Annotated in this window: 24 protein-coding genes; 14 read left to right on the top strand and 10 right to left on the bottom strand. The window is 65.6% G+C overall.

Going from position 1 to position 23987, the window contains the following annotated elements:
* Positions 1-78: 78 nt before the first annotated feature.
* The 3 genes from ACFSQR_RS06940 to ACFSQR_RS06950 all read left to right on the top strand — a co-directional run bounded on the left by ACFSQR_RS06940 (position 79) and on the right by ACFSQR_RS06950 (position 2597).
* On the top strand, positions 79-807 hold the full coding sequence (locus ACFSQR_RS06940) for a class I SAM-dependent methyltransferase (RefSeq protein WP_377728921.1): 729 nt from the start codon (positions 79-81) through the stop codon (positions 805-807).
* A gap of 71 nt (positions 808-878) precedes the next feature.
* Positions 879-2120 (top strand): MFS transporter, encoded by a 1242-nt coding sequence (locus ACFSQR_RS06945; RefSeq protein ID WP_377728922.1) that lies wholly within the window; start codon positions 879-881, stop codon positions 2118-2120.
* 93 nt (positions 2121-2213) lie between these two features.
* On the top strand, positions 2214-2597 hold the full coding sequence (locus ACFSQR_RS06950) for an HPF/RaiA family ribosome-associated protein (protein WP_377728924.1): 384 nt from the start codon (positions 2214-2216) through the stop codon (positions 2595-2597).
* 85 nt (positions 2598-2682) lie between these two features.
* Here ACFSQR_RS06950 and ACFSQR_RS06955 read toward each other — a convergent pair whose 3' ends face one another.
* Positions 2683-3459 (bottom strand): helical backbone metal receptor, encoded by a 777-nt coding sequence (locus ACFSQR_RS06955; RefSeq protein WP_377728925.1) that lies wholly within the window; start codon positions 3457-3459, stop codon positions 2683-2685.
* A 63-nt stretch (positions 3460-3522) separates the two neighbouring features.
* Here ACFSQR_RS06955 and ACFSQR_RS06960 point away from each other — a divergent pair, with 63 nt between their 5' ends.
* Positions 3523-4485, top strand: coding sequence for a GGDEF domain-containing protein (locus ACFSQR_RS06960; RefSeq protein ID WP_377728926.1), 963 nt, complete (start codon positions 3523-3525; stop codon positions 4483-4485).
* A 10-nt stretch (positions 4486-4495) separates the two neighbouring features.
* Complete coding sequence (sbcB, locus tag ACFSQR_RS06965) at positions 4496-5941, top strand: exodeoxyribonuclease I (protein ID WP_377728927.1); 1446 nt, start codon at positions 4496-4498, stop codon at positions 5939-5941.
* A 36-nt stretch (positions 5942-5977) separates the two neighbouring features.
* Here the strand turns inward: sbcB and pyrF are convergent, their stop codons facing one another.
* Positions 5978-6793, bottom strand: a complete 816-nt coding sequence (gene pyrF / locus ACFSQR_RS06970) for an orotidine-5'-phosphate decarboxylase (protein ID WP_377728928.1) — start codon at positions 6791-6793, stop codon at positions 5978-5980.
* Between the two features lie 212 nt (positions 6794-7005).
* Between pyrF and ACFSQR_RS06975 the strand changes: the two genes are divergently transcribed.
* From ACFSQR_RS06975 to ACFSQR_RS07000, 6 genes are all read left to right on the top strand, one after another.
* Positions 7006-7590, top strand: coding sequence for a LemA family protein (locus tag ACFSQR_RS06975; protein ID WP_377729036.1), 585 nt, complete (start codon positions 7006-7008; stop codon positions 7588-7590).
* Between the two features lie 3 nt (positions 7591-7593).
* Positions 7594-8418 (top strand): TPM domain-containing protein, encoded by an 825-nt coding sequence (locus tag ACFSQR_RS06980; RefSeq protein WP_377728929.1) that lies wholly within the window; start codon positions 7594-7596, stop codon positions 8416-8418.
* A 1-nt stretch (position 8419) separates the two neighbouring features.
* Complete coding sequence (locus ACFSQR_RS06985; RefSeq protein WP_377728930.1) at positions 8420-8941, top strand: TPM domain-containing protein; 522 nt, start codon at positions 8420-8422, stop codon at positions 8939-8941.
* Between the two features lie 64 nt (positions 8942-9005).
* On the top strand, positions 9006-9770 hold the full coding sequence (locus tag ACFSQR_RS06990) for an SDR family NAD(P)-dependent oxidoreductase (protein WP_377728931.1): 765 nt from the start codon (positions 9006-9008) through the stop codon (positions 9768-9770).
* Between the two features lie 522 nt (positions 9771-10292).
* The gene (locus tag ACFSQR_RS06995) at positions 10293-10604 is read left to right on the top strand and encodes a hypothetical protein (protein ID WP_377728932.1); all 312 of its coding nucleotides are present in this window, start codon (positions 10293-10295) and stop codon (positions 10602-10604) included.
* A 45-nt stretch (positions 10605-10649) separates the two neighbouring features.
* On the top strand, positions 10650-11039 hold the full coding sequence (locus tag ACFSQR_RS07000; RefSeq protein ID WP_377728933.1) for a VanZ family protein: 390 nt from the start codon (positions 10650-10652) through the stop codon (positions 11037-11039).
* Here the strand turns inward: ACFSQR_RS07000 and ACFSQR_RS07005 are convergent.
* Entirely contained in the window at positions 11036-11341 is a 306-nt protein-coding gene (locus ACFSQR_RS07005; RefSeq protein ID WP_377728934.1) for a hypothetical protein, read from the bottom strand. The genes ACFSQR_RS07000 and ACFSQR_RS07005 overlap by 4 nt on opposite strands.
* Positions 11342-11552: 211 nt before the next feature.
* Here ACFSQR_RS07005 and ACFSQR_RS07010 point away from each other — a divergent pair, with 211 nt between their 5' ends.
* Positions 11553-12008: a hypothetical protein gene (locus ACFSQR_RS07010; RefSeq protein ID WP_377728935.1), complete on the top strand. Its 456-nt coding sequence runs from the start codon at positions 11553-11555 to the stop codon at positions 12006-12008.
* Positions 12009-12362: 354 nt separating this feature from the next.
* Here the strand turns inward: ACFSQR_RS07010 and ACFSQR_RS07015 are convergent, their stop codons facing one another.
* Genes ACFSQR_RS07015 through galT form a run of 4 tightly spaced genes read right to left on the bottom strand, consistent with a single transcriptional unit; the run spans position 12363 to position 19008 of the window.
* On the bottom strand, positions 12363-14993 hold the full coding sequence (locus ACFSQR_RS07015) for an NAD(P)-binding protein (protein WP_377728937.1): 2631 nt from the start codon (positions 14991-14993) through the stop codon (positions 12363-12365).
* A 57-nt stretch (positions 14994-15050) separates the two neighbouring features.
* Positions 15051-16832, bottom strand: coding sequence for a glycoside hydrolase family 2 protein (locus tag ACFSQR_RS07020; protein ID WP_377728938.1), 1782 nt, complete (start codon positions 16830-16832; stop codon positions 15051-15053).
* Complete coding sequence (gene galK / locus ACFSQR_RS07025) at positions 16829-17920, bottom strand: galactokinase (protein WP_377728939.1); 1092 nt, start codon at positions 17918-17920, stop codon at positions 16829-16831. The genes ACFSQR_RS07020 and galK overlap by 4 nt, the downstream gene beginning before the upstream one ends.
* Positions 17917-19008 (bottom strand): galactose-1-phosphate uridylyltransferase, encoded by a 1092-nt coding sequence (gene galT, locus ACFSQR_RS07030; protein ID WP_377728940.1) that lies wholly within the window; start codon positions 19006-19008, stop codon positions 17917-17919. The genes galK and galT overlap by 4 nt, the downstream gene beginning before the upstream one ends.
* Positions 19009-19427: 419 nt before the next feature.
* Between galT and ACFSQR_RS07035 the strand changes: the two genes are divergently transcribed.
* Both ACFSQR_RS07035 and ACFSQR_RS07040 read left to right on the top strand, forming a co-directional pair.
* Positions 19428-20276, top strand: a complete 849-nt coding sequence (locus tag ACFSQR_RS07035; protein ID WP_377728941.1) for a pirin family protein — start codon at positions 19428-19430, stop codon at positions 20274-20276.
* Between the two features lie 130 nt (positions 20277-20406).
* The gene (locus ACFSQR_RS07040) at positions 20407-21420 is read left to right on the top strand and encodes an asparaginase (RefSeq protein ID WP_377728942.1); all 1014 of its coding nucleotides are present in this window, start codon (positions 20407-20409) and stop codon (positions 21418-21420) included.
* 27 nt (positions 21421-21447) lie between these two features.
* Here ACFSQR_RS07040 and ACFSQR_RS07045 read toward each other — a convergent pair whose 3' ends face one another.
* The 3 genes from ACFSQR_RS07045 to ACFSQR_RS07055 all read right to left on the bottom strand — a co-directional run bounded on the left by ACFSQR_RS07045 (position 21448) and on the right by ACFSQR_RS07055 (position 23959).
* Positions 21448-21831, bottom strand: coding sequence for a hypothetical protein (locus ACFSQR_RS07045; protein WP_377728943.1), 384 nt, complete (start codon positions 21829-21831; stop codon positions 21448-21450).
* A 351-nt stretch (positions 21832-22182) separates the two neighbouring features.
* Complete coding sequence (locus ACFSQR_RS07050) at positions 22183-22785, bottom strand: hypothetical protein (RefSeq protein WP_377728944.1); 603 nt, start codon at positions 22783-22785, stop codon at positions 22183-22185.
* Positions 22786-22798: 13 nt separating this feature from the next.
* Entirely contained in the window at positions 22799-23959 is a 1161-nt protein-coding gene (locus ACFSQR_RS07055) for a zinc-dependent alcohol dehydrogenase (RefSeq protein ID WP_377728945.1), read from the bottom strand.
* Positions 23960-23987: the final 28 nt, after the last annotated feature.

Raw genomic sequence — 23987 nt, forward strand, 5'->3', positions numbered from 1 at the left:
GCACTCCCCCGTCATCCCGGCCAAGGCCGGGTAGTGACGGTTCGTTCAATCCGAGCAGTTATGAAAGGGTCTTACGACATGCAAAAGCCAAACCGGTTCGTCCACTTCATCGCCGCAGCGTTAATGGCGGCCTGCATCCTGCCTCCCGCAAGCGCGCAATTCAGCGCGTTCCAGGGCGCCATCGAGCACAAGGCGCGCGAAGGCGACCGCAAAGATGACGCCAGGCGCAAGCCAGCCGAGTTCCTCGCGTTCACCCAGGTCAAGCCGGGCATGAAGGTGCTGGACGTGGCAGCTGGCGCCGGTTCCACTTCGCAGCTGCTGGCGCTCGCCGTAGGTGAAAGCGGCACCGTATATGCGCAGACCGGCAAGGAATCGGAAAAGCTGAAACAGCGCCTTGCGGCAAACCCGCAGGCCAACCTCAAGCCGGTGGTCGCGCCGTTCGACAATCCGGTCCCGGCGGGCACGCCGCCGCTCGACCTCATCGTCATCAACATGTCGTACCACGACATCGTCAACACCCCGGCCGACCGCGCCGCCATGAACAAGGCGCTGTTCAACGCGCTCAAGCCGGGCGGCAAACTGGTCATCATCGACAACGCGGCCAAGGCTGGCGCGGGCATCGGCGCGACCAAGACGCTGCACCGCATCGAGGAAGCGGCCGTGATCGAGGAAGTCACGCGCGCGGGATTCTCGGTCGATGCGCGTTCGGACTACCTGCATGTGCCGAGCGATCCGCGCGAACAGCCCTTCTTCGAGATGAAGGGCACGCCGGATGACAAGTTCGCGGTCCGCTTCATCAAGAAGTAAAGGGCCTGACAGGCGGGGGACTGTCCCGCAGCCGCTGAGCGGGCAGTGACAGTCCCCTTCCCACGCACACCATGTCGATCACTTCGCCGTCAGGCGGTTTCGGGGTTCTCCGCAACCGCAATTACTCGCTCTACCTTTCCGCGCGCATCCTCGGCACCCTGGCGGTGCAGATGCAGAGCGTGGCGATCGGCTGGCAGGTGTATGAAATCACCGGCAACCTGTTCCACCTGGGCCTGATCGGGCTCGCGCAGTTCGCGCCGTTCCTGGTGCTGATCCTGTTCGCGGGCCACGCGGCCGATACCTTCAACCGCCGCAACATCATTGCCGCCTGCCTGGCGGTGCAGATGCTGGTCGGGCTGCTCCTGCTCACGTTCACGCTGTCCGGCAGCACGGTGGTGTGGCCGGTGTTCGCGATCCTGGTGCTGTTCGGATCGGCGCGCGCGTTCATGATGCCCGCCTCGCAGGCCGTGCTGCGCAACCTGGTGCCGATCCAGGACTTCAGCCAGGCGGTGGCGCTGTCGTCCTCCGCCTTCCACGTCGCCGTGATCCTGGGGCCGACGCTGGGCGGATTGCTGTACATCGCGGGCGCCAAAGCGGTCTATATCGTTTCCTCCTCCCTGCTGCTCATCTCGACCGCCGCCATGCTGATGACACGCGCGGCGCCGCAGGCGAAGAGCAGCGAACCGTTCAGCTTCCATACGCTGTTCGAAGGCATGCGCTTCGTGCGTTCGCGTCCGATCATGCTGGGCGCCATTTCGCTGGACCTGTTCGCAGTGCTGTTCGGCGGCGCCACCGCGCTGCTGCCGGCCTATGCGCGCGATGTGCTGCACGCGGGCCCGGAGGCGCTCGGCATGCTGCGCTCGGCGCCCGGCATCGGCGCGGCAATCTGCTCGATCGCGCTGGCGTTCTATCCGATCCGCCGCCACGTGGGTGTGTGGATGTTCGGCGGCGTCGGCGCGTTCGGACTGGCCACGGTCGGCCTGGGCGTGACGGACAGCTTCCACGTGGCGCTGGCCTGCCTGTTCCTGCTGGGGTTGGGCGACATGGTCAGCGTCTACATCCGCCACCTGCTGGTGCAGTTCGAGACGCCGGACGAGATCCGCGGCCGCGTCAGCGCGGTCAACGCCGTCTTCATCGGCGCATCCAACGAGCTGGGAGAATTCGAATCGGGGATCATGGCCGGCTGGCTCGGGCTGGTGCGCGCGATCGTGCTGGGCGGGGTGCTGACGCTGGGCGTCACCGTGCTGTGGGCGTGGAAGTTCCCGGTGCTGTCGCGAATGGACCGTTTCCCGCACCACGGCAAGCCCGATTAGGGCTCAACCGGTTGCCAGATGACTTTCATTTCCGCTGAGAAATAGATCGATGCCGTGTATGATCAAATCGTCTCAATACAAGCGGGAGCAAGAATGCAAATCAATGTGAACACCGACCACACGATCGACCGGCACCAGGGCCTGGACGAGCACGTGACCCAGGTGGTGAATGCCGCTATCGGGCGCTTCGGCGAGCAGATCACGACGGTGGAAGTGCACCTGAGCGACAACGTGCGCGAGAAGTCGGCCGACGGCGCGAACCGCTGCATGATGGAGGCGCGCGTGACGGGCTATGCACCAGTGGTGGTATCGGACCATTCGGCCACCCTGCACCAGGCGGTGAACGGCGCCGCCGACAAGCTGAAGCGGGCGCTGGACAGCGCGATCGGCCGCCTGCACGACAAGGACAAGAAACACCCGTCCATGAAGCACATGGCGGCGGACGGCAGCAGCGCTGCCGAGATAGTCGAAGATTAAGCCCGGACGGAAAAGCCGCTCCGGACTGACGGTTTCATCCCCGCATGGCGCGGGGATGAACGCGCCAACACCAGGGCCCGCGGCGTCAGCCCTCGGCCAATTCCCTCAGGTAGCGCAGTCCGCGCACCGCCCTGCTCCCGTACCACGACAGCATTTCGCCATCCACCAGCCGGACCGGCTTGCCGAGCTGCCGTTCGAGCGCGTCCGCGTGCTCCTCGGTAAAGCGGTACGGTTCGGTCGACAGCAGCACCTGGTCCAGCGAGCGCACCAGCGCGTCGCTCCACTCGAAGCGCGGGTAGCGCGCCTCGCCCAGTTGCGGCACGGTCCAGCCGATCTCCGCCAGCATCGCGGCAATGTAGGTGTCCTGCGACACCGCCATCCACGGATCCTTCCAGATGCAGTACAGGACGCGGTTGGGGCGCCGCGGAGCGGCCTGCAGCAGCGCATATTCCCGCTCGAAGGCCGCGCACAGCGCTTCCGCCTCGTCCTCGCGCGCAAAAATGTCGCCCAGCAGGCGGTACAGCGCCAGGTTGTCGCGCGGCGCATTCGGATGGGTCACCACGATATGGGGCACGAAGCGCGCGATCTCGTCGACGGTCGGCTTTTCGTTCTCGTCGACGTTAACCACCACGTGCGTCGGCGCGATCCGGCGCAGCTTGTCCAGGTTGACGTCCTTGGTGCCGCCCACCTTCGGAATCGCCGCCACCGCTTCGGCGGGATGGATGCAAAAGCCGGTGCGGCCCACCAGTTGCGGCGCCAGGCCGAGGTCGCACAGCAGCTCGGTCACCGACGGCACCAGCGAGACGATGCGCGCGTCCGGCGCGGTGTTGTGATGCTGCCCGATGGCGTCAATATATGTCATGGCGGATAGAAAAGTTGCTGCTCACTATTGTATGATGACGCGGTACAGAATCCGAGAAACGCAATGGAGAGAATCGGCACCTTCGGTGCATCGCGCTACACGGTGGGCCAGCTCCAGCTGTTTTGCGACACCAATCACGAGCAGATCGCGGCGGCCATCGCCGAATGCGCCGTGGTCCGGCTGCGCAAAGGCGCGCGGCTCGAAGACGCGCACCGCCCGCGACTGTACATCGTGCTGTCCGGCTGCCTGTCGGTCGAGGGCGACCAGCGCGGCCTGTCCGACTCCGCGGCCGGCCAGATCTACCCCGGCGAAAGCGTCGGCGAGCAGTCCGTGCTCGACGAGGCGGCCAACCTGTCCGCCATCGGCGCGGTGGACGACACCGAACTGCTGGCGATCGAGCCCGAACTGGTGTGGCGCCTGATCGACAGCTCCAACGGCGTCGCGCGCAACCTGCTGCGCCTGCTCTCGTTCCGCATCCGCGCCGTCAACGCCACCCTGCGCCGGCGCGAAAAGCTCGGCGAATTCTACCGCCAGCTCTCGATGAACGACGCCCTCACCGGCCTGTACAACCGGGCCTGGCTGAACGACGTGCTGCCGGGCCTCGTCGCCAGTGCGCACGCCGGCAACACCCCGCTGTCGCTGGTGATGATCGACATCGACCACTTCAAGCGCTTCAACGACACCCACGGCCACCAGGCCGGGGACGACGCCCTGCGCCTCGCTGCACGCACCGTCTCGGCCGCGCTGCGCCCCTCCGACTTCGCGGTACGCTATGGCGGCGAAGAGCTCATGGTGCTGCTGCCGAACACGCCCGAACATGTCGCGCTGATCGTGGCCGAGCGCCTGTGCCAGCGCATGCGCGGCGCGGTCGTCTTCGACACCCCCGACATTCCGATGCCGCAGCTGACCGCCTCCTTCGGCGTGGCCAGCCTGGCCGCGGAACAGGACGAGCGCGCGCTGGTCAAATGTGCCGACGCCGCCCTGTACCGCGCCAAAGAAGCGGGGCGCAACCGCGTCTCGCTATGATTGACAGACCATGACCCATACCTTCCTCTGGCACGACTACGAAACCTTCGGCGCGACCCCGCGCCGTGACCGCCCTGCGCAGTTCGCGGCAATCCGCACCGACGCGGAACTGAACGAGATCGGCGAACCGATCATGCTGTACTGCCAGCCGGCGCCGGACTTCCTGCCCGACCCGGTGTCGTGCCTGATCACCGGGATCACGCCGCAGCAGTGCCTGGAGCTGGGCGTGCCGGAACACCGGTTCGCCGCGACGGTCCAGCAGGCGTTCAGCGAGCCGGGCACCATTGGCGTCGGCTACAACACCATCCGCTTCGACGACGAGGTGACGCGCTTCCTGTTCTGGCGCAACCTGATCGACCCGTACGCGCGCGAGTGGCAGAACGGCTGCGGGCGCTGGGACCTGCTGGACGTGGTGCGCATGACGTACGCGCTGCGCCCGGAAGGACTCGAATGGCCGCGCAAGGAGGACGGACGCCCCAGCTTCAAGCTGGAAGACCTGGCGCGCGCGAATGGCCTGGTCCACGAAGCGGCGCATGATGCGCTCTCGGACGTGCGCGCGACCATCGCGCTGGCGCGCCTGATCCGCTCGAAGCAGCCGCGCCTGTTCGACTTCTGCTTCGCCCTGCACAAGAAGGACCGCGCGGCGCAGGAGGTCGGCATGCATCTGGCGCCGGAGCTGCGCCAGCCCTTCCTGCACGTCTCGGGCATGTTCCCGGCCGAGCGCGGATGCATCGGCCTGGTGTGGCCGCTGGCCGCGCATCCTACCAACAAGAACGAAGTCATCGTGTGGGACTGCAGCCACGACCCGTCCGAACTGTTCGGGCTGGACGCGGAGACCATCCGCCTGCGCATGTTCACGCGCAGCGACGCGCTGCCGGAAGGCGTGACGCGCCTGCCGGTGAAGAGCATCCACCTGAACAAGTCGCCGATGCTGGTGGCGAACCTCAAGACGCTGAGCGCCGAGATGGCCCAGCGCTGGGGCATCGACATCGAGCAGGGCCGGTCGCATGCGGCGCTGATCGCGGCGGGACCGGACATGTCCGCGGTGTGGGCGCAGGTATTCAAGCGCGAAGCGGCCGGCGGTCCGGTCGACGTGGACGAGGACCTGTACGGCGGCTTTATCGGCAACGGCGACCGGCGCAAGCTCGATGCGCTGCGCAGCGAGAAACCGGAGCAGCTGGCCACCGCCAGCCCGGCGTTCGACGATCCGCGCCTGCACGAACTGCTGTTCCGCTACCGCGCGCGCAACTTCCCGCATACGCTGTCGGAAGCGGAGCAGATCCATTGGGAGCAGCACCGCGCAAACCGCCTGTTCGACGGCGAAGCGGGTGCGCGCACGGTCGAGCAGCTGTTCGGCGAGATCGATGCACTGTCGGAAGAGGCGGACGAACGCGCAGAGCACATTCTCGGCGCGCTCTATGACTACGCCGAGCACATCGCGCCCCAGCGCTACTGATCAAAGGGAGCGGTCCCCGCAGGGACCGTCCCCGGCCTAGCGGTAGCGGTTGATTTCGTCGCGGGTCTGGATCGCGACGCGGCGCGCGGCCGCAGCAAAGTCCTCGCCGTGGTTCGGCAACGCGTACAGGATCGCGCGCGACGAATTGATCATCATGCCCGTGCCGTCGGCGGTCTTGCCGGCGGTGACGGTGGCCTGCACATCCCCACCCTGCGCGCCCACACCGGGCACCAGCAGCGGCATGTCGCCGACGATCGCGCGCACCTGGCGCAGCTCTTCCGGGAAGGTGGCGCCCACCACCAGCGCGCACTGCCCGTTCCGGTTCCACTTCTGCGCCACCAGCTGAGCGACATGCTGGTACAGCGGCTTGCCGCCCACGTCCAGGAACTGCAGGTCGGAGCCGCCCGGGTTGGACGTGCGGCACAGGACGATCACGCCGCGGTCCGGCCACTCCAGGTAAGGCTCGACCGAATCGAAGCCCATGTAAGGGTTGACGGTGACCGCGTCCGCGCCATAGCGGTCGAATGCTTCGCGCGCATACTGGTGCGCGGTGGCGCCGATGTCACCGCGCTTGGCGTCCAGCACCAGCGGGATCGACGGATATTTGGTGCGGATGTAGTCGCAGACCTGCTCCAGCTGGTGCTCGGCGCCCAGCGCGGCGAAGTAGGCCACCTGCGGCTTGAACGCGCAGGCCACGTCCGCGGTCGCGTCCACGATCGCCTTGCAGAACGTGACGATGCCGTGCGCATCCTGCAGCCCCGCCGGCATTTTGGCCAGGTCCGGATCGAGGCCGACGCACAGCAGCGAGCGGTTGGCGGTCCATGCCGCGGATAGCTTGTTGATGAAATTCACGGCTGCGCCCTCCCTGGTTAAGAACCTGCCATTGTAACAAGAGCTGCCCCGTCGTCCCAGCGCGGGCCGGAATCCATGGGGCGTGCGCACCCGGCCCGCGCCGGGATCGCGAAGCGCATGCACCGGTCGATTTGAGGTATATTTTGATATCAAGACAACTTTCTGATGGAACCGCCATGACCAATTCGGTATACGCCCGCTGGATTCGCCTGATGCTCGCCCTGTCCCTGTTCGGCTCGCTGCTGTCGGGCTGCGGCTACAACACCTTCCAGGAAAAGGATGAGGGTGTCAAAGCCGCGTGGGGCGAAGTGGTCAACCAGTACCAGCGCCGCGCTGACCTGATTCCCAACCTCGTGAACACGGTGAAGGGCTACGCTTCGCACGAGCGCGAAACGCTGGAGGCGGTGACCGCCGCGCGTGCCAAGGCAACCAGCTTCCAGATCACGCCGGAAGTGCTCAACAACCCGCAGGCGTTCCAGCAGTTCCAGCAGGTGCAGGGCGAGCTGTCGAGCGCCCTGTCGCGACTGATGGCGGTCTCCGAGCGCTATCCGGACCTGAAAGCGGACACCAGCTTCCGCGACCTGCAGTCGCAGCTGGAGGGCACCGAGAACCGCATCACCGTGGCGCGTGCGCGCTACATCGCGGCGGTCCAGGACTACAACGTCTCGGTCCGCAAATTCCCGACCAACCTGACCGCCATGATCTTCGGCTACGACGTGCGCCCTTCGTTCACGGTGGAGAACGAAAAGGCGATTTCGACCGCGCCGACCGTCGATTTCGGCGGCGAGAAGAAGTAAGCGATGCCGATGCTGCGTGTGCTGCTGCTGGCGGTGTTCGCGCTCTGGATGGGCGCGGCATCCGCACAGCAGCTGGTCCCGGTGCCCGAACTGAAGGGCCGCGTGAACGACAACGCGTCGATGCTCACGCCCGCCCAGCGCACGCAGCTGGAAACGGTGCTGGCCGACTATGAAAAGCAGACCGGCAACCAGATCGTGATCCTGACCGTCTCCAAGACCGAGCCGGAAGCGATCGAGCAGTACAGCATCCGCGTGGTCGAGGCATGGAAGCTGGGCCGCAAGGGCATCGACGACGGCGTCCTGCTGATGGTCGCCAAGGATAATCCGAGCAGCCTGCGCCGGCTGCGCATCGAGGCCGGCCGCGGCGTGCAAGGCGTGCTGACCGACGCCCAGTCCAAGCGCATCCTGCAAGACGTGATCGCGCCCCATTTCCGCCAGAGCCAGTACTACGACGGCATGGTCGCGGGCGTGTCCGCGATCGCGGCGCTGCTGCGCCAGGAACAGCTGCCCGCCCCCGCCCGCGAAGCCGAACGCGCGGCGGTGGAGAGCGACGGCGGCCCGTCGTGGCCCTTCATCCTGTTCGGCGTGCTGATCGCGATGTCGATCCTGCGCTCGCGCGGCGGACGGCGCGGGCGCGTGCGCCGTGGCGGCTGGAGCTCCGGCGCCACCGGCTTCATCCTCGGCAATGCGATCGGCGCGATGACCAGCCGCGGCCACCATGGAGGATTCGGCGGGCTTGGCGGCGGAGGCGGCTTCTCGGGCGGCGGCGGAGGCTTCTCGGGCGGCGGAGGTACATTTGACGGCGGCGGCGCCTCGGGAGACTGGTGACATGGCTGGGTTCAAGGACAAGCTGGCGCGCCGCTTGCGGCATCTGCAATCGGGCATCGGCCCGGGCGAAAAGCTGTTCCCGCAAAACGTGCTCGACCTGATCACGGCCGCGATCGCGGAAGGCGAAGCTACGCATCGCGGCGAAGTGCGCCTGATCGTGGAAGCGGCGCTGCCCGGCGAATTGATCTGGGACGGCGTCACGGACCGCGAGCGCGCGCTCGACCTGTTCGCCGAACACGGCATCTGGGACACCGAGGACAACTGCGGCGTGCTGGTGTACGTGAACCTGGCCGACCGCAAGGTAGAGATCGTGGCCGACCGCGCGATCAACCGCAAGGTCGAACATGCGCAATGGCAGGCCATCTGCGACACCATGACGCAGGGCTTCCGCCAGGGCGACTACGGCCGCAGCACGCTGGCTGCCATTGCACAGGTCAACGCGCTGCTGCGCCAGCACTTTCCTGCCGACGGCAGCCGCGGGCCGGACGTCAACGAACTGCCCGACCAGCCGGTCATGATCTGATTTTGCCCCGCCGCGGGCTGCTCTGGTTAAAATCGCCATGGTGAACCACAACGAAAGACAGAGCATGAAATTAGCAAACAAGGTAGCGATCGTCACCGGCGCGACGCAGGGCATCGGCCTCGCGTGCGCGCAACGCCTGCTGGCGGAAGGCGCGAGCGTGATGCTCGCCGACGTCAAGCCCGAAGGCGCAGAGGTCGCTGCATCGCTGGGCGAGAAGGCGCGCTTCTGCGCAGCGGACGTGAGCAAGAAGGCGGACGTGGATGCGCTGGTCGAACAGACCGTGCGCGAATTCGGCCGCATCGACATCCTGGTCAACAACGCCGGCGTGACGCACGCCGCGGACTTCCTCGACCTGGCCGAAGAAGACTTCGACCGCGTGCTCGGTGTGAACCTGAAATCCATGTTCCTGTGCAGCCAGGCGGCGGCGCGCCACATGGCGAAGCAGGGCTCGGGCTCGATCATCAACATGTCGAGCGTGAACGCGACGCTGGCGATCCCCAACCAGGTGCCCTACGTGGTGTCCAAGGGCGGCGTGAACCAGCTGACCCGCGTGGCGTCGATCGCGCTGGCCGCGCACGGCATCCGCGTCAACGGCGTGGCGCCTGGCACCATCCTCACCGAACTGGCCAAGAAGGCCGTGATGGGCAGCCCGGAAGCGCGGCATACCATCCTGTCGCGCACCCCGCTCGGCCGCTGCGGCGAGCCGGAGGAAGTGGCGTCGGTGGTGGCGTTCCTGGCCAGCGACGATGCCTCGTACATGACCGGCGAGACGGTGGCCGTGGACGGCGGCCGGCTTGGCCTCAACTACGTGGTGCCGGTCCGGGAATAACCGTACGCGCCGGCCGGGCGGTGATATATCCAATGTTTATGACAGTCATCGGAAACATCCATTGGACGAATATGATTGCAAACAGCATAATCTCACCTGTCTCCACTATTCTCCTCCAAGAAATAGTTTTAAGCCCGCTCACGTAGCGGGCTTTTTTTTATCCGGCGCTGGCCGCCGGCAGGCAAGCGCAGTACGGCGCGGCGGGCCTGCCGGCCGAGTTCCGCGCGCGACCCGCAGACGTTTGACGTACGTCATACCCCTGTCACATCCACTCCCTATACTGGTTTTCATCCGCGGTACGCGCAACCGATCTGCGCGGCGGCGGCCAGGCGGTCCGGTCAAGGCCGATCGCCGCTCCCCCCGAATTCCCCAGTAGCACGCAGTGACTCTTGGCCCGATCTTGGGTTTTGCCCGCTCCAAGCAGCGGGCATTTTTTTTTATCCCTGGTGCCGCCGCGCGTGCTTGAATGCCGGGCGCGATAGGCTTACGATGATCGTTCGGCCATTGAAGGAGTATCCACAAATGGAAAAACAGAATGTCGCGAGAATGGACCTGGACGCCGCCAGCCACCCGCAGCGCCGGGCGAATGAAGGCATGCAACACTTATTCCTGCGCGAGCTGGATCCGGCGGACGTATTCGACCGGCCGCAGGCACTGTCGCTGCCGCTCCTGTCGTTCGGCACCGTGCGCGAAACCTGCCCGCACTGCGCCGGCCAGCACCTCAAGCTCATCCTGCGCCAGGAGACCGTGCGCCTGGCCCACCTGTTCTGCGAGCACTGCCACGCGTGCTTCGATGCGCGCTACGCCAACGGCCGTTGCGCCCTGACCATCTGAGCCTGCCCATGGTATCGTTCGGGTTCCGTAAACCCGACGATTCCCATGATGTCCCTGCTTCGAGCCTGGCTGTTTTCCCCTGACTACAAGACCCTCCGCTACGCCGGCGCCTGGCTTGCCTATGCCGTGATCATCATGGGCGGCGCCATTCCCGGCGCACGCGCCGAGATGGGCAACGTGGCGCCGGGCATCGTGCTCCATTCGGTGGCCTACGCCACCATCACCTACCTGCTGCTGACGGGCGCGAACGGAAGCCTGCCCGCGCGCGCGGTCAAGGCGGTCCTGACCGTGGCGGCCATGGGAGCGCTCGACGAAGCCATCCAGACCCTGCTGCCCTACCGGCGCGGAGCACTGATGGATTGGGTGGTCGATGTGACGGCGGCGCTCACCTGCGCCGCCGTCTGCTGCATCTTGATGCGCGGACGGCGCGCTTAAGGAAGGCTGTCGCAGTCGCAGTCCGAGTGGCTGCCAAACTGCAGTTCCTGCTGGGCCAGCTGCGCACGCGCGTGGACGCCGGCGTCGCGCCGCAGCTGGCGGATGCGCGACGCGCGCACGTAGTTGCCGTTGGTGCGCAGCGCACGTTCCGCATTCTTGCGGATCTCGGCCAGCTGCTCGCTCTTGGCCTGGCGCACCAGGGCGTGCAGGACCTGGCGCATGGCGTAACGGTGCCTCTCTCCCTCCCCTTCCCAATGGTTTGCGGCAATGAAATCTTCAATGATGGTATTGCAGCTAAGCATTCTTACCCTCCTTAAGCGACGAAGCATTATTCGCCAATTCATCAGGGAAATTATTGATAGCGCTCAAACGCAGCGCGAAGGGCGAAGAAGCGTGCAGTTGAGCTGATCTGGCACAAGGCACGCACGCCATCCGGGAACCCGCCCATCGCGCGCCAGTCTCAGGCAGGTGGAGGTATAACACCAGACGGGTCACTAACGACAGGAGAACAAGATGAAGATTGCACAAATCCGGGCGCTTCCATTGGCGCTCGCACTGGTGGCGCTGGCGGGATGCGAACACATGAAAAAGGACCAGGCCGGCACCGATACCATGGGCCGGAGCAGCACCACGGCCAGCACCTCCACGACCCAGTCCTCCTCCGATCAGGGAGCCAGCGGCATGCAGGCCGGCACGGCAGCGCCGGGCGGCACGGGACAGGACATGGCGATGGCGCCCAACGCGGTCGTTGTCAGCATCGAGCCGATGTCGCGCGAATCGGCGACGATGGGATCGTCCTCGTCCGGGCAGGCCGGCAGCTCGCGCACCGCGACGGGCAGCGACCAGGTGCACCGCGTCACCGTGCGCATGGACGATGGCAGCATGGTATCGATCGTGCAGGAAGCGGCGCCCACGTTCAAGAGCGGCGACCGGGTGCACGTGTCGAACAACATGATCCAGCAGCGATAGCCGTCCGCCAGGCAGCCGCGCCGGCTGCCGAATACATCGCGAACGCGCAACAGGCAGAGCACGCCGACCCGGTCCTGCCGCGCGGTTCGCGCCGTCAAGCGGCAGCGGCAGGTGCGACATACCCCCTGCCTTTTTCGTGCACCGGCTTGGCCCTGCCTATACCCCCTCCTTTTTCCTGCATGATCAGCGGCGCGCCGCATACCCCTGGTCGCGGAAACGCTTTTGCTGTTCGGGTGGCCAGGATATTGCGCCCCCAAAATAAATGGGGACGGTCCCGGAAGGAACGTCCCCACTTTTTTCGAATGCGCGTGCAAGGAAGCCGGAGCCGTCCGGAAGGACGGTCCCAGTGCTGCCTTACTCGGCCGCGGAGGCGCGAGCCGCTTCGCGCAGGCGCAGCACGTCTTCCGCTGCCTTCTTGCCCGCGACAAAGGCGTGGTCGGAGTTGTAGTACTCCCACTCGCTGTAGCGGCCGGACAGCAGGATGTCGTAGCGCGCCAGCCAGTCGCGGATGGTCTTCACGTTGTGCGCACGCTGGTGGTCGTACACCACGTATGCGTACGGCATGTCGACGATGTTCGCAGCGATGATCTTGTCGTCCTCGCGCAGCATGGTGACCTTCTTGCAGTCCTCGATGCAGCGGTCGATCAGCTCCTGCCCGTCGCACGGCAGCGGCTTGTACGTCGGCGAGTAGGTGATCTCGCAGGTCAGGCCAAAGCCGCCCGGCGGATTGCATTTCGGGCTGGCGTTGCCCTGCACGAAGATGCGGTGGAAGATGGTCTCTTCCGGGTAGTACACCCAGTGCTTGTCGGTGATATTTTCGCGCGCGACGCCAAGGTTCACGCACTTGACCGAGATGTGCTTGAGGCCGCGCGCGGCTTCGCGCACTTCCTCCGGCGCCTCGGCGCCGATCAGCTTGATCAGCTCCGGCAGCGGCATGGTGCTGATCAGGTTGTCGTAGCGGTACCGGCTACCGTCGTCAAGGACGATCATGTGGTCGCGCGGCAGCACCTGCGCCACTTCCACGCCCAGCTGCAGCTTGCCCTTCAGGTGCGGCAGGAAGCCTTCCATCAGCGCCTGGAAGCCACCCTCCAGCGGATAGCCGAAGCGTGCGTTCGGACCCATCGGCTTGCCGACCGGTTCGAGCGCGCCTTCAATGATCTCTTCCAGGTTCGGCAGCGGCACGCGCCCGCCCAGCCAGGACGTTTCCATTTCAGTGAGCGGCACGCTCCACAGCTTGCGGTTGTACGGGATCGCGAAGTGCTTGGCGATGCCGGCGCCCCAGACCTTGTAGATGAATTCCTCGAAGTTGGCCGGCTCGCGCTTTTTCGCAGCTGGCAGCGTGGCGGTCGTGCCCGAGGCGATTTCCACGGTGCCGTCGGCGCAGCAGTCTTCGACCGGCTTGGCCGGCGCCGCTGGCGCACTGGCGCTGCCGTAGCGCGCTTCGATCGCGCCCATGATGCATTCGGTGATGACCTTCGGTGGCAGGCCGTACAAGGCGCCCTGGAACGGGTAGCGCGTGTAGACGTCCTTGGAATACACCCACGCCTCACGGTTCTGCCAGTGCAGGTTCTTGCCCAGCAGGATGTCGTACATCTTGAGCACGTACGGGTCGTTCGAGAACATGATGTGGCCGGCGTAGTCGAACGTGAAGCCGTTGTCGCGGATCGAGCGGCACCAGCCGCCGACGGTCGCGTTACGTTCGATCAGCACGCTGCTCTCGCCCAGGTGGTAGGCGGCCGACAGGCCGGTTGGGCCGGCGCCGATGATGGCGGTCTGCACCGGTTGGGCCGTCTGCGCCGACGCGGTACGCAGCGGGTTGACTTTGGCGGTGCTGCCGCCGAGGGTCGCTTCCGCCGCGACGGCGGGCGTGGTAAAGCGCGCTGGCTGGCGCGCCGGGGTGGTGTTTTTCATCAGTTCTACCATTCGTTGTGCGGTCTTGTTCCACGAGGTTGCGGAAACGATTTCGCGCATGCGCGCGGCCATCTTTTCCTTGTCGGCCGGGGACATGGCGAGCGCGCGCTCGCAGGCGGCGGTAAATTCGGCCGGGCTGTGCGCGATCGCGACGATGTCGCCATAGGGGCGGACCACGTCGGTAATCGGGGTCGAGACGATCGGGCGCTGGGCGGCCATGTATTCCAGCACCTTGGTCGGGCTGATGAATTTGGTCGACTCGTTGAGCGCAAACGGCATCAGGCACACGTCCCAGCCCGCCAGCAGCTCCGGCAGCGCCGAGTACGGCTGCTGGCCAAGGTAGTGGACGTTCGGGCGCTGCGGCAGGCTGGCCGGGTCGATCTTGACCACCGGGCCGACCAGCACGATCTGCCATTCGGGATGCGCGTCGGCCATTGCCGCGATGATCTCGGGATCGAAGCGCTCGTCGATCACGCCGTAGAAGCCCAGGCGCGGATGCGGCAGGTGCTGCTGGCCTTCGTGCTGCAGCGACCGGTCGAGCGACTTCTCAAAGTGCGCAACGTCAACGCTGCTCGGGAAGCAATGCGCGTTGGCGTGGCGTTCCTTTTTCGCTTCGTACAGGCTCGGCCCGCCGGTGAACACCAGGTCGGCGACTTTGAGCAGTGCGCTTTCGCGCTGCAGCAGCTGCTTCGGCGAATTCTTGAAGGCGGCCAGTTCGTCCATGCAGTCATAGACCACCAGGCCGGCGTGAAGTTCCGGCAGCAGCGGCAGCGCCATCGGGGTGTAGAACCAGGCGATCGGGTCGTGGTCGTCCGGGACCAGTTCGGCCAGCAGCGGGCGCAGCACGGGAATCTGGTCGTCGTGGAAGCCATGCGCGGCCACCTGCGTATGCGGCTGGCAGATCGTGATGTTCGGCTCGGGACTGTGCTTCTTCAGGAAGCTCTCGCCCTCGTGATAGATGGGCTCTTCGACCACAAGCACGTTGTAGTGTTGCGCCAGTCGGCTCAGGAGGTGCTGGGGACGCTGGTACACGAAGTCCCAGCGCAGGTGGCAAAACACGATAATCGTAGGCATATCTCTTCCTCATTGTGGCCCCCGGGGGCCTTCACAGTTATAAGTAGTTGATGCTGTTTACTCTTGTCTAAACACTCCCTCCGGCGGCGCGTTGCGTGTCGCCGCCTTGATCATTTCCAGTGGCACCTTCGGGCTACGGTCCGCCTTGAGCAGGCCGTTCGCCTCCTGGAAGGTGTCCGCAAACTGGGTGTAGCAGAAGCCTGCAAACATCGCGGTGTTGTTGACCACGGCGAGCATGCGGCGGTACAGCTCCAGGAAGCTCTCGGCGGTATGGGTGCGCGAGTAGCCCCAGGTGTGCTGGTCGGGCGGCGCGTCGAGGTCGCAGGCGACGCCGCCAAATTCGGTCAGGACGATCGGCTGGCCGCGGTGCGGGAAACCGTCCAGCGTCAGGATGCGCCCGCCCGGACGGCGCTGGTCGAACAGCACCCGGTGTTCGGACGTTTCGTAGCGCTGGCGCAGCCGCTCCGGGTCGCCCTCGTAGTCGTGGATGCCGAGGATGTCGGTGGCCGAGGCTTCCCAGCCGTCATTGCCGATCACCGGGCGCGTCGAATCCAGCGTCTTGGTCAGGTGGTACAGGGCTTCGACCGCGTTGCGATGCGCCTGGGTCAGCGTCAGGTTCGGCACGCCCCACGACTCGTTGAAGGCGACCAGCACGATCACGCACGGGTGGCTGTAGTCGCGCTCAATGGCCTCGGTCCATTCGCGCACCATGCGCGTGATCGCGCGCTGCGTGAAGCGGTATGACGACGGCATCTCTTCCCACACCAGCAGTCCGAGCTTGTCGGCCCAGTACAGATAGCGCGGCGACTCGATCTTCTGGTGCTTGCGCACGCCGTTGAAGCCCATCTCCTTGGCCAGCTCGACGTCGTGCTTGTAGGCGTGGTCGTTGGGCGCGGTCATGAAGCTGTCCGGCCAGTAGCCCTGGTCCAGCACCAGCCGCAAGTGGTAGGGACGGCCGTTGAGCATGATGCGGTCGCGGTTGACCGAGATCGAGCGCAGCGCGGTGTAGCTGCGCACGGTGTCGAGCACCTTGTCGCCGTGGCGCAGCGTGACTTCCGCGTCCAGCAGCGTCGGCCGCTCCGGGCTCCACAGCAGCTCGTTGCGCGAATCGTCGATGCCCGGGTCGGACAGCGCAATCTTGCGGTTGGCCTCGTTGTTCAGCAGCTTGTAATAGTCGTCCGACAGCAGCTCCTTGCCGTGCCAGATCTTCACTTCCACAAACAGGTCGTCCTTGATGTCGCCCGGCGCCACGATCTCGCAGCCGATCTCGAAGGTCTCGAAGATCGGGGTCCAGCGCAGCGTCTGGATATAGGTGTTGGAGACCTGCTCCACCCACACGCTCTGCCAGATGCCGGTGGTGCGCGGGTACCAGATCGAATGGGGTTCGAGCAGCCAGTCCTGCTTGCCGCGCGGCTTGGCCAGGTCATGCGGATCGTCGGCCACGAAGACGGTCACGGTCTGCGTGCCGGCGCCGTCCAGCGCGCACGAGATGTCGATCGTAAATGAAGTGTGCCCGCCCTCGTGCTCGCCCACCAGCTGGCCGTTGACCCAGACCCGCGCGAAGTAGTCCACCGCGCCGAAGTGCAGCAGCGTGCGGCCGTCGTGCGGCATCAGCTCGAACTCGCGTTCGTACCAGCAGTGCGGGTGGAAACCCGTATCCTCGATCCCGGACATCTTCGACTCGGGGCAGAACGGCACCTCGATCTCATGGGTCCAGGTCAGCTGGTCGCCCGGCACCTTGCACACGCCACCCTGGTCGAAGGTAAAGCGCCATTTGCCGTCAAGGCTCAGCCAATTGTCGCGCACCAGCTGCGGGCGTGGATAACCAAACTTGCTCATGTGCTTTCCCCATTGTTTGCCGCCATTTCCGGGATCAGGATGCGGCCCTGGCGGTGCGCGGTGTTGTAGCGGAATAGCGCTTCGCGCGCCGCCGACTGCGCCCTGCCCTTTTCGCACAGGGCCACGACGGCCCCGCCAAATCCGGCGCCGGTCAGCCGTGCGCCATATACGCCGGGCTGCTCGCGCAGGCGCGCGCACAGCACGTCGAGCTCTTCGATCGAGACTTCGTAGTCGTCGCGCAGGCTGGCGTGCGATGCGTTCATCAGCTCGCCGAAGCGTGCGGCCGACACCCCGCGCGCAGCTTCCAGCACGCGCATGTTTTCGCGCACCACGTGGCGCGCGCGCTCGCGCAGCGGCGTGGGCAGGCGTTCGACGGAATCGGGGTCGGTGACGTCGCGCAGCGCCTGCACGCCGAGCATGCGCGCCGCCTCGTTGCATTCGGCGCGGCGCTCGTTGTACTTGCTGGCGGCGAGCTTGCGCGGCACGCCGCTGTCCATCACGATCAGCTCGGCGCCTTCGGGCATCGGCAGCAGGTGGTGTTCCAGTGTGCGCGCGTCGATGAACAGCAGGTGCTCCTCGTCGGCGATGCTGGAGGCCATCTGGTCCATGATGCCGCAGTTGACGTGGGCGAAGCGGATCTCGGCCTGCTGCGCCATGCGCGCCAGCAGCACGTCGTCGACGTTGGCGCCGGTCAGCTCGCGGATCGCGCGCAGCACCGCCACTTCCAGCGCGGCGCTGCTGGACATGCCGGCGCCCACCGGCAGGTTGGTGCTGACATACACGCGCAGCGGCGGCACGTCCACGCCGTGTTCCTCCATCAGCCGCACGCAGCCTTCGATATAGCTGCCGAAGCCTTGCGGCGCATGGAACTTGCGGCCGAAGGAGACGCTCTCGTCCAGAGTGCTCGAATAGAAATGGAAGTGGTCGTCGCCGCTCGGCTTGACCGCGGCCAGGGTGCGCTGCGGCGTCGCCACCGGCAGCATGAAGCCGTCGTTATAGTCGGTGTGCTCGCCCAGCATGTTGACCCGGCCGGGCGCGGACGCGTTGACGGCTGGTGCGCCGTCGAAGAAGGTTTCCGGCGAAATCATGATTCCTCCAGCACCACATGGACTTCGCGCAGCTGCGCAGCGGTGGCTTCCGGCAGCACGTCCATCGCGAACATGCCCGCGCCCAGCTCGGTCCCGGCCAGGTACTTGAGGCGGTCGCGCGATCGGTATGGCGGCGAGAAGGTCGCGTGCAGCTGCGTCTCGGGATGCGCGCGGCCGTCCAGGGGCGCTTGGTACCACGTCATCAGGTAGGGGAACGGGCGCTGCCACAGGCCTTCGTACTTCAGCAGCACGGTCTTGAGCGCGCGCGCCAGGTCGGCCCGGGCCTCGGGCGTGAGCGCATTGAAATCGGGGGTCGGCGCGATCGGAGTCACCCACACCTCGTACGGATAGCGCGCGCATGGCGGGACGAAGGCGACCGCGTGCTCGCCGCGGTACAGCAGCCGCTCGCCGTTGGCGATCTCGGCCTGCACCATCTGGCACAGCAGGTTCTGGCGGTGGCTGGCGAAGTGCGCGGCCTCCTGCTCCAGCATGCGCGCCGGCACCGGCGGGACGAACGGATAGGCGTACAGCTGGCCGTGCGGATGGTGCAGCGTGACGCCGACTTCCGCGCCGCGGTTCTCGAACGGCAGCACGTAGCGGATCTGCGGATTGCGCGCGGCGCGCGCGGTACGGTCGCCCCACACCTGCAGCAGCAGCTCGATGCGCGACAGCGGCAGGCCGGCCAGCGACGCCAGCGGATCCTGGGTAAACACCACGACTTCGCAGATGCCCTCCCCGGCCGCGGTGGGCACGTCCAGCGTGGGCGGGCTGTGCGATTCGAGCGTCAGCGTCGGGAAGCGGTTCTCGAACACCGCCACTTCATAGTCGCCCGGCGGCAGCTCGGTCGGGTTGGCCGGATCGACCATCGGCGCCAGCGGGTTGTACTCAGGCGGCGGCTGGAAGGTGCGGTTCTGGCGGTAGGCCGCATAGGCGACCCACTCGCCGCGCATGGGGTGCCAGCGCAGGTGCGGATTCGCGCCTTGCGGCTCCGCAAACGGACTGGGCGCAACGATCGTGCCCTCGATGGGGCGGTTGCTGTACAACGTCAGTTTGCGCCCGTCGGGCTTGTTCAGGTCGAGACTATGCATGGGAAATATTCGTTGAAGAAACGCTCATGTCACCGTTTCGGGGACACCAGCAACGATGCTATCAGAGGGTTTTTCGAGGTATTTCTGACAATCCATTTCTTCTCAGGAATTTGTAACTAGCAGTACACAAACAAAAATAACAGAATGAAAATTCAGGATGGCTGCGCCAAGGGAATCGGCGCTTTCGATAACTGGTGTGTAACCATGCGTAGGCGTAGACCTACGACTTAGTTAGACAAATTCGACAGACCCGACAAGGCGAGCGCCTACACGTGCATTACCCGCAAAGTCAACGGTGCGACCCGGTTTTCGATGTTATTTGATCAACGGAAATTGCCGTTAGACTAGTTTCCAGCAGCCCATGCGTGTGGCCCGCGCCGGCGGCATCGGGTATCGTGGCGATGACAGGGAGATCACACATGAGCGACAGGACCATCCGGCGGCTGCATGCTGCCTACCGCGACGATATCGGCGACCTCGGCACGCGCCGGCCCCTGCCCGGGCCGCAGATCGCGCAGCTCGATCCTTTCCTGTTCCTGAACCACCATGGCCCGCAGACTTACCCTCCGAGCAACCGCGGTCTGCCGTTCGGGCCGCACCCGCACCGCGGTTTCGAGACCGTCACCTTCATCCTCGAAGGCTCGCTGATGCACAAGGACAGCGCCGGGCACGCCAGCGTGATCGGCGCGGGCGGGGTCCAGTGGATGACGGCCGGGCGCGGGATCATCCACGCCGAGATCTCGCCGCCCGAATTCCTGGAGCACGGCGGCGCGCTCGAAATCCTGCAGTTGTGGGTCAACCTGCCCGCGCGCCTGAAGATGACCGCGCCGGCCTACGTGGGCCTGCAGGGCGGCGAGATTCCAGCGCACCCGGCGGCCGGCGCGACTGTCAGGCTGATCGCCGGCGAATGGGAGGGACACCGCGGGCCGGTGCATCCGCTGCTGGACATGTTCATGGCGGTGGTGGAGTTCGAGCCTGCCGGATCGGCGTGGTTCCACGGCCTGGAGGGGCGCAGCGTGTTCCTGTATGTGGTGCGCGGGACGGTCTCGATCGCGGGACAGCTGGCGCCGCAATACAACCTGGTCGAGCTGGAAGACGGCGACACGCTCCACCTGTCCGCGGTGGACCGCGCGCTGGTGCTGGTGGGGCACGCCGCGCCGCTGGGCGAGCCGGTCGTGGCGCACGGCCCGTTTGTCATGAATACGCGCGAGGAGATCGTCCAGGCCATCGACGACTACCAGGCCGGCAAGTTCGGCCCGCCCATGTGAGCCGCCGATCCGGCTGTCCTGGCGGTTCCAGCTAAAAAAGCTGGGGACAGTCCCTTGCAGGGACAGTCCCCGTGCGCCCCGTTTGCTTGCCCGGCGATATGATGATCCCGGAATCTGTCGGGAGCATGCAATGAAGTTGGTACCACTCGTCGAAACAACGCGCGGCGGTCACGTCGAAAACATTCACTTCGGTTCGGTTGCGGTGGTGGACACCAGCGGCAAGCTGCTCTGGTATGCGGGCGACCCCGAGTTCCCCACGTTCACGCGCTCCGCGCTCAAGCCTTTCCAGGCCCTGCCCTTCATGCTCGACGACGGCCCGGCCCGGCTTGGCCTGTCGCTGCGCGAAGTGGCCGTGATGTGCGCCAGCCATTCGGGCGAAGAGCAGCACGTCGACACGGTGCGCGGCATCCTCGACCGCATCGGCCTGGACGAGAGCCACCTGCAATGCGGCTGCCACCAGCCGACCTTTTATGAAACCCTGAACCTGCGCGTGCCCGGCGACCGCACCTGGACGCCGCTCCAGCACAACTGCTCGGGCAAGCACAGCGGCTTCCTGGCCTGGTGCACGCTGCATGGCGCGCCGACCGAGACCTACGTCGATCCGGACCATCCGCTGCAGCGCGAAGTGCGCCTGCGCCTGGGCGAAACGCTCGGCATGGATGGCGACATGCTGGCGCGCGGCATCGACGGCTGCTCGGCGCCGAATTACGCGTTCCCGCTGTCGCGACTCGCGCACCTGTACGCGCGGCTGGCGCAAGGCGCCAGCGATCCGCAATGGGGTGCGGCCATGGGCACGCTGCGCGAGGCCATGACGATGCATCCGGAACTGGTGTCGGGCGAAGGCAGGTCCGACCTGGTCTACATGAGCGTGTCGAAAGGGGACTGGGTGACGAAGGTGGGCGCCGATGCGGTGCAGGCAGTCGGCGTGACTTCCGCCGGGCTGGGCATCGCGATCAAGATATCGGACGGCGCTCCGAGGTCGCTACAGGCAGTGACGATGAGCGTACTGGATCAACTTGGACTGATGAATGAAGAACGTGCCGCTGCGGTCGAGCGCTACAGGCAGCCGCCGCTGCGGAACTGGCGCGGCACGGTCGTGGGGGATATACGGCCGGTATTCAGGCTTGCGCGCGCAGGGTCTTAGCCTGCGCGCGCCTCACCTGGGTACTGGTTAGCGCGCCATGCGGACCGAGATGTCGTCGCCGCGGGTCGCGTCCTTGTCGAAGCTCACTGCCAGCTTGGAGTCGACGCTGACGAAGGTGTTCGGGGTGACCGACAGCAGTTCCACTTCGGTGCCGTCCATCGACGCGTAGTAGCGTGCGTTGCGGCTCGACAGTTCGATCTCCGAGCCGTTGGTCAGCTTGTAGCTGCCGTTGAACTGGGTGGCGAATTCACGTGGGCTCACTTTGTAGCGGTGCACGGCGCTTGGCTGGCCGCCTTGCACGCGGACCGACGAGATGGCAGCGTTCTGCTGCTCGATGGTGGAAGGGACACCTGCTGCGAAAGCGGAGGTGGAAACCAGGGCAGCTGCAACGACGATAGCGATATGGCGCATGATATTTTTTCCTGTCAAAGTGATTGGAGAAGATATCGCCATGTCTGTTTTGTGTTGCATGGCGAATGATGAAACTGTACCCATCACGCGGACCGGATGCATGCGGATTGCGACAAAATGCGGGATTTGGAGGACAGGATGCAGAAACGCCAACCTGATGTGAAAAACGCTAGAACGGGCGCAGGTACAGGCTGCGCCTGATTTCGAATATGCATAAGAGGCGGCGTTGGGGACTGTCCTTTCGCGTCAGGATGGCAGCACCTTTCCCTGGTTTATGCATGCATATGAGGGTGCATGCCGAAGACCTGGACACGGCTCTGCCGCATGGCGATCAGCGGACAGTCCCCTCGCTCAGTGCGCGCTATTGCGGCGGCTGAACAGGTAATAGCCGATCGCGCCAATCGCGGCGGCCACGCCCACCTTCATGGCAAGCCCTTGCGGGTTATGCTTGATCTCGGCCTTGATGCCCATCTCGCCGAGGAAGTTGGGAATGTGTCCCTGCATGAGGTCGTCGCCGATGCCTTCCACCACGTCCACGCGGTCGGCCAGCAGCAGCATCTGCCAATGCCGCACGTCGTTCTCCGACAGCTTGTAGGCGGCTTCGCGCATCTTGCCCGACAGCCCGCGCGGCGGCGTGCTGGTGCCGAACACGGGGGTGATGCCGGGCCGTTCGGTCGAGTGGAACACCTTGATGCGCAGCGGCTGCTGCTCCGGCTGGTTCCAGTGCACATTCTCCAGCCGCGGCGGGTTGTGCTCCATCGGCACTGCAGGGCGGTTGGCACGGTCGAGGTCCGAACCCCAGCCCGGAATATGCGACATGTCCCTGTTGCGATGCTTCTGCGCCTCGCCGTGCGAGTGGTGGTCGTGGCCTGCGCCTTCGAACTCGCGCATCGAGTCGTTGCCCTCGGTGGTAAAGCGGGGCGCGTCGTTGTAAGTCTGCGTATGAGTATGCATGCTGTGCTCCCAATCAATGACGTGCGGACGAGCCCGGCGGGATCAGCACCGGCTTGATGCAGTTGTCCAGCTTGGCCGAGAAGATGTGGTACGCATCCGAGACTTCTTCCAGCGGCACGCGGTGGGTGATGACCTGCTTCGGATCGATATGGCCGGCCTGGATGTGCTCGATCAGGCGCGGCAGGTGGCGCTTGACGCTGGCCTGGTTCATGCGCAGGGTCAGGCCCTTGTTCAGCGCGCTGCCGATCGGCACCGCGTTGAAGGTGGGGCCGTACACGCCCACGATCGACACATTGCCGCCCTTGCGCACGGAGTTGATGGCCCAGTGCAGCGCGGTCGCCGCGCCTGCCTGCATCATCAGGTAGCGCCCGGTCAGGCTCTGCATGGCATTGCCGGACGCTTCGCATCCGACCGCGTCGATGCATACATCGGCGCCCAGCCAGTCTGTCATCTTCTTGATGTGCTCGGCCATGTCGCGCACGTCCTTGAAGTTCACGATCTCGCAGTGGGCGAAGTGCCTGGCGAACTCCAGGCGGTAGTCGATGTGGTCCACCACAATTACGCGGCCGGCGCCGAAGAACCACGCGCACTTGGCCGCGAACAGGCCCACCGGGCCGGCGCCGAACACCACGACCGTGTCGCCCTGCTTGATGTCGCCCATTTCCGCCGCCTGGTAGCCGGTCGGGTAGGCATCGGTCAGCAGCACCGCATCGTCCTCGTGCAGGTCGGCCGGGATGATCGTCGGACCGACGTCGGCCATCGGCACGCGCACGTACTCGGCCTGGCCGCCGTCGTAGCCGCCGCCCGTGTGCGAGTAGCCGTACATGCCGCCGGACGCGGTCGCTTGCGGATTGGTGTTGTGGCAGTTGCCGTATAGTTCCTTCTGGCAGAAGAAGCAGGATCCGCAGAAGACGTTGAACGGCACCAGCACCCGGTCGCCCACCTTCAGGTTCTGCACGCTCGAGCCGATCTCCTGCACCACGCCGATAAACTCGTGGCCGAAGGTCATGCCGACCCGCGTGTCCGGCACCAGCCCGTGGTACAGGTGCAGGTCGGATCCGCAGATGCAGGCACGCTCCACGCGCACGATCGCGTCGTTCGGATGCTCTATGATGGGCTCGGGCTTGTGTGCAGCCCGGATGCGGTACGGTCCTCGATAGTCCATTGCTAACATACGCTTCTCCTGTTCTTGAGGTCATGTT

It is taken from the genome of Pseudoduganella sp. GCM10020061, from assembly GCF_042683405.1.
Classification (GTDB): Bacteria; Pseudomonadota; Gammaproteobacteria; order Burkholderiales; family Burkholderiaceae_D; genus Telluria.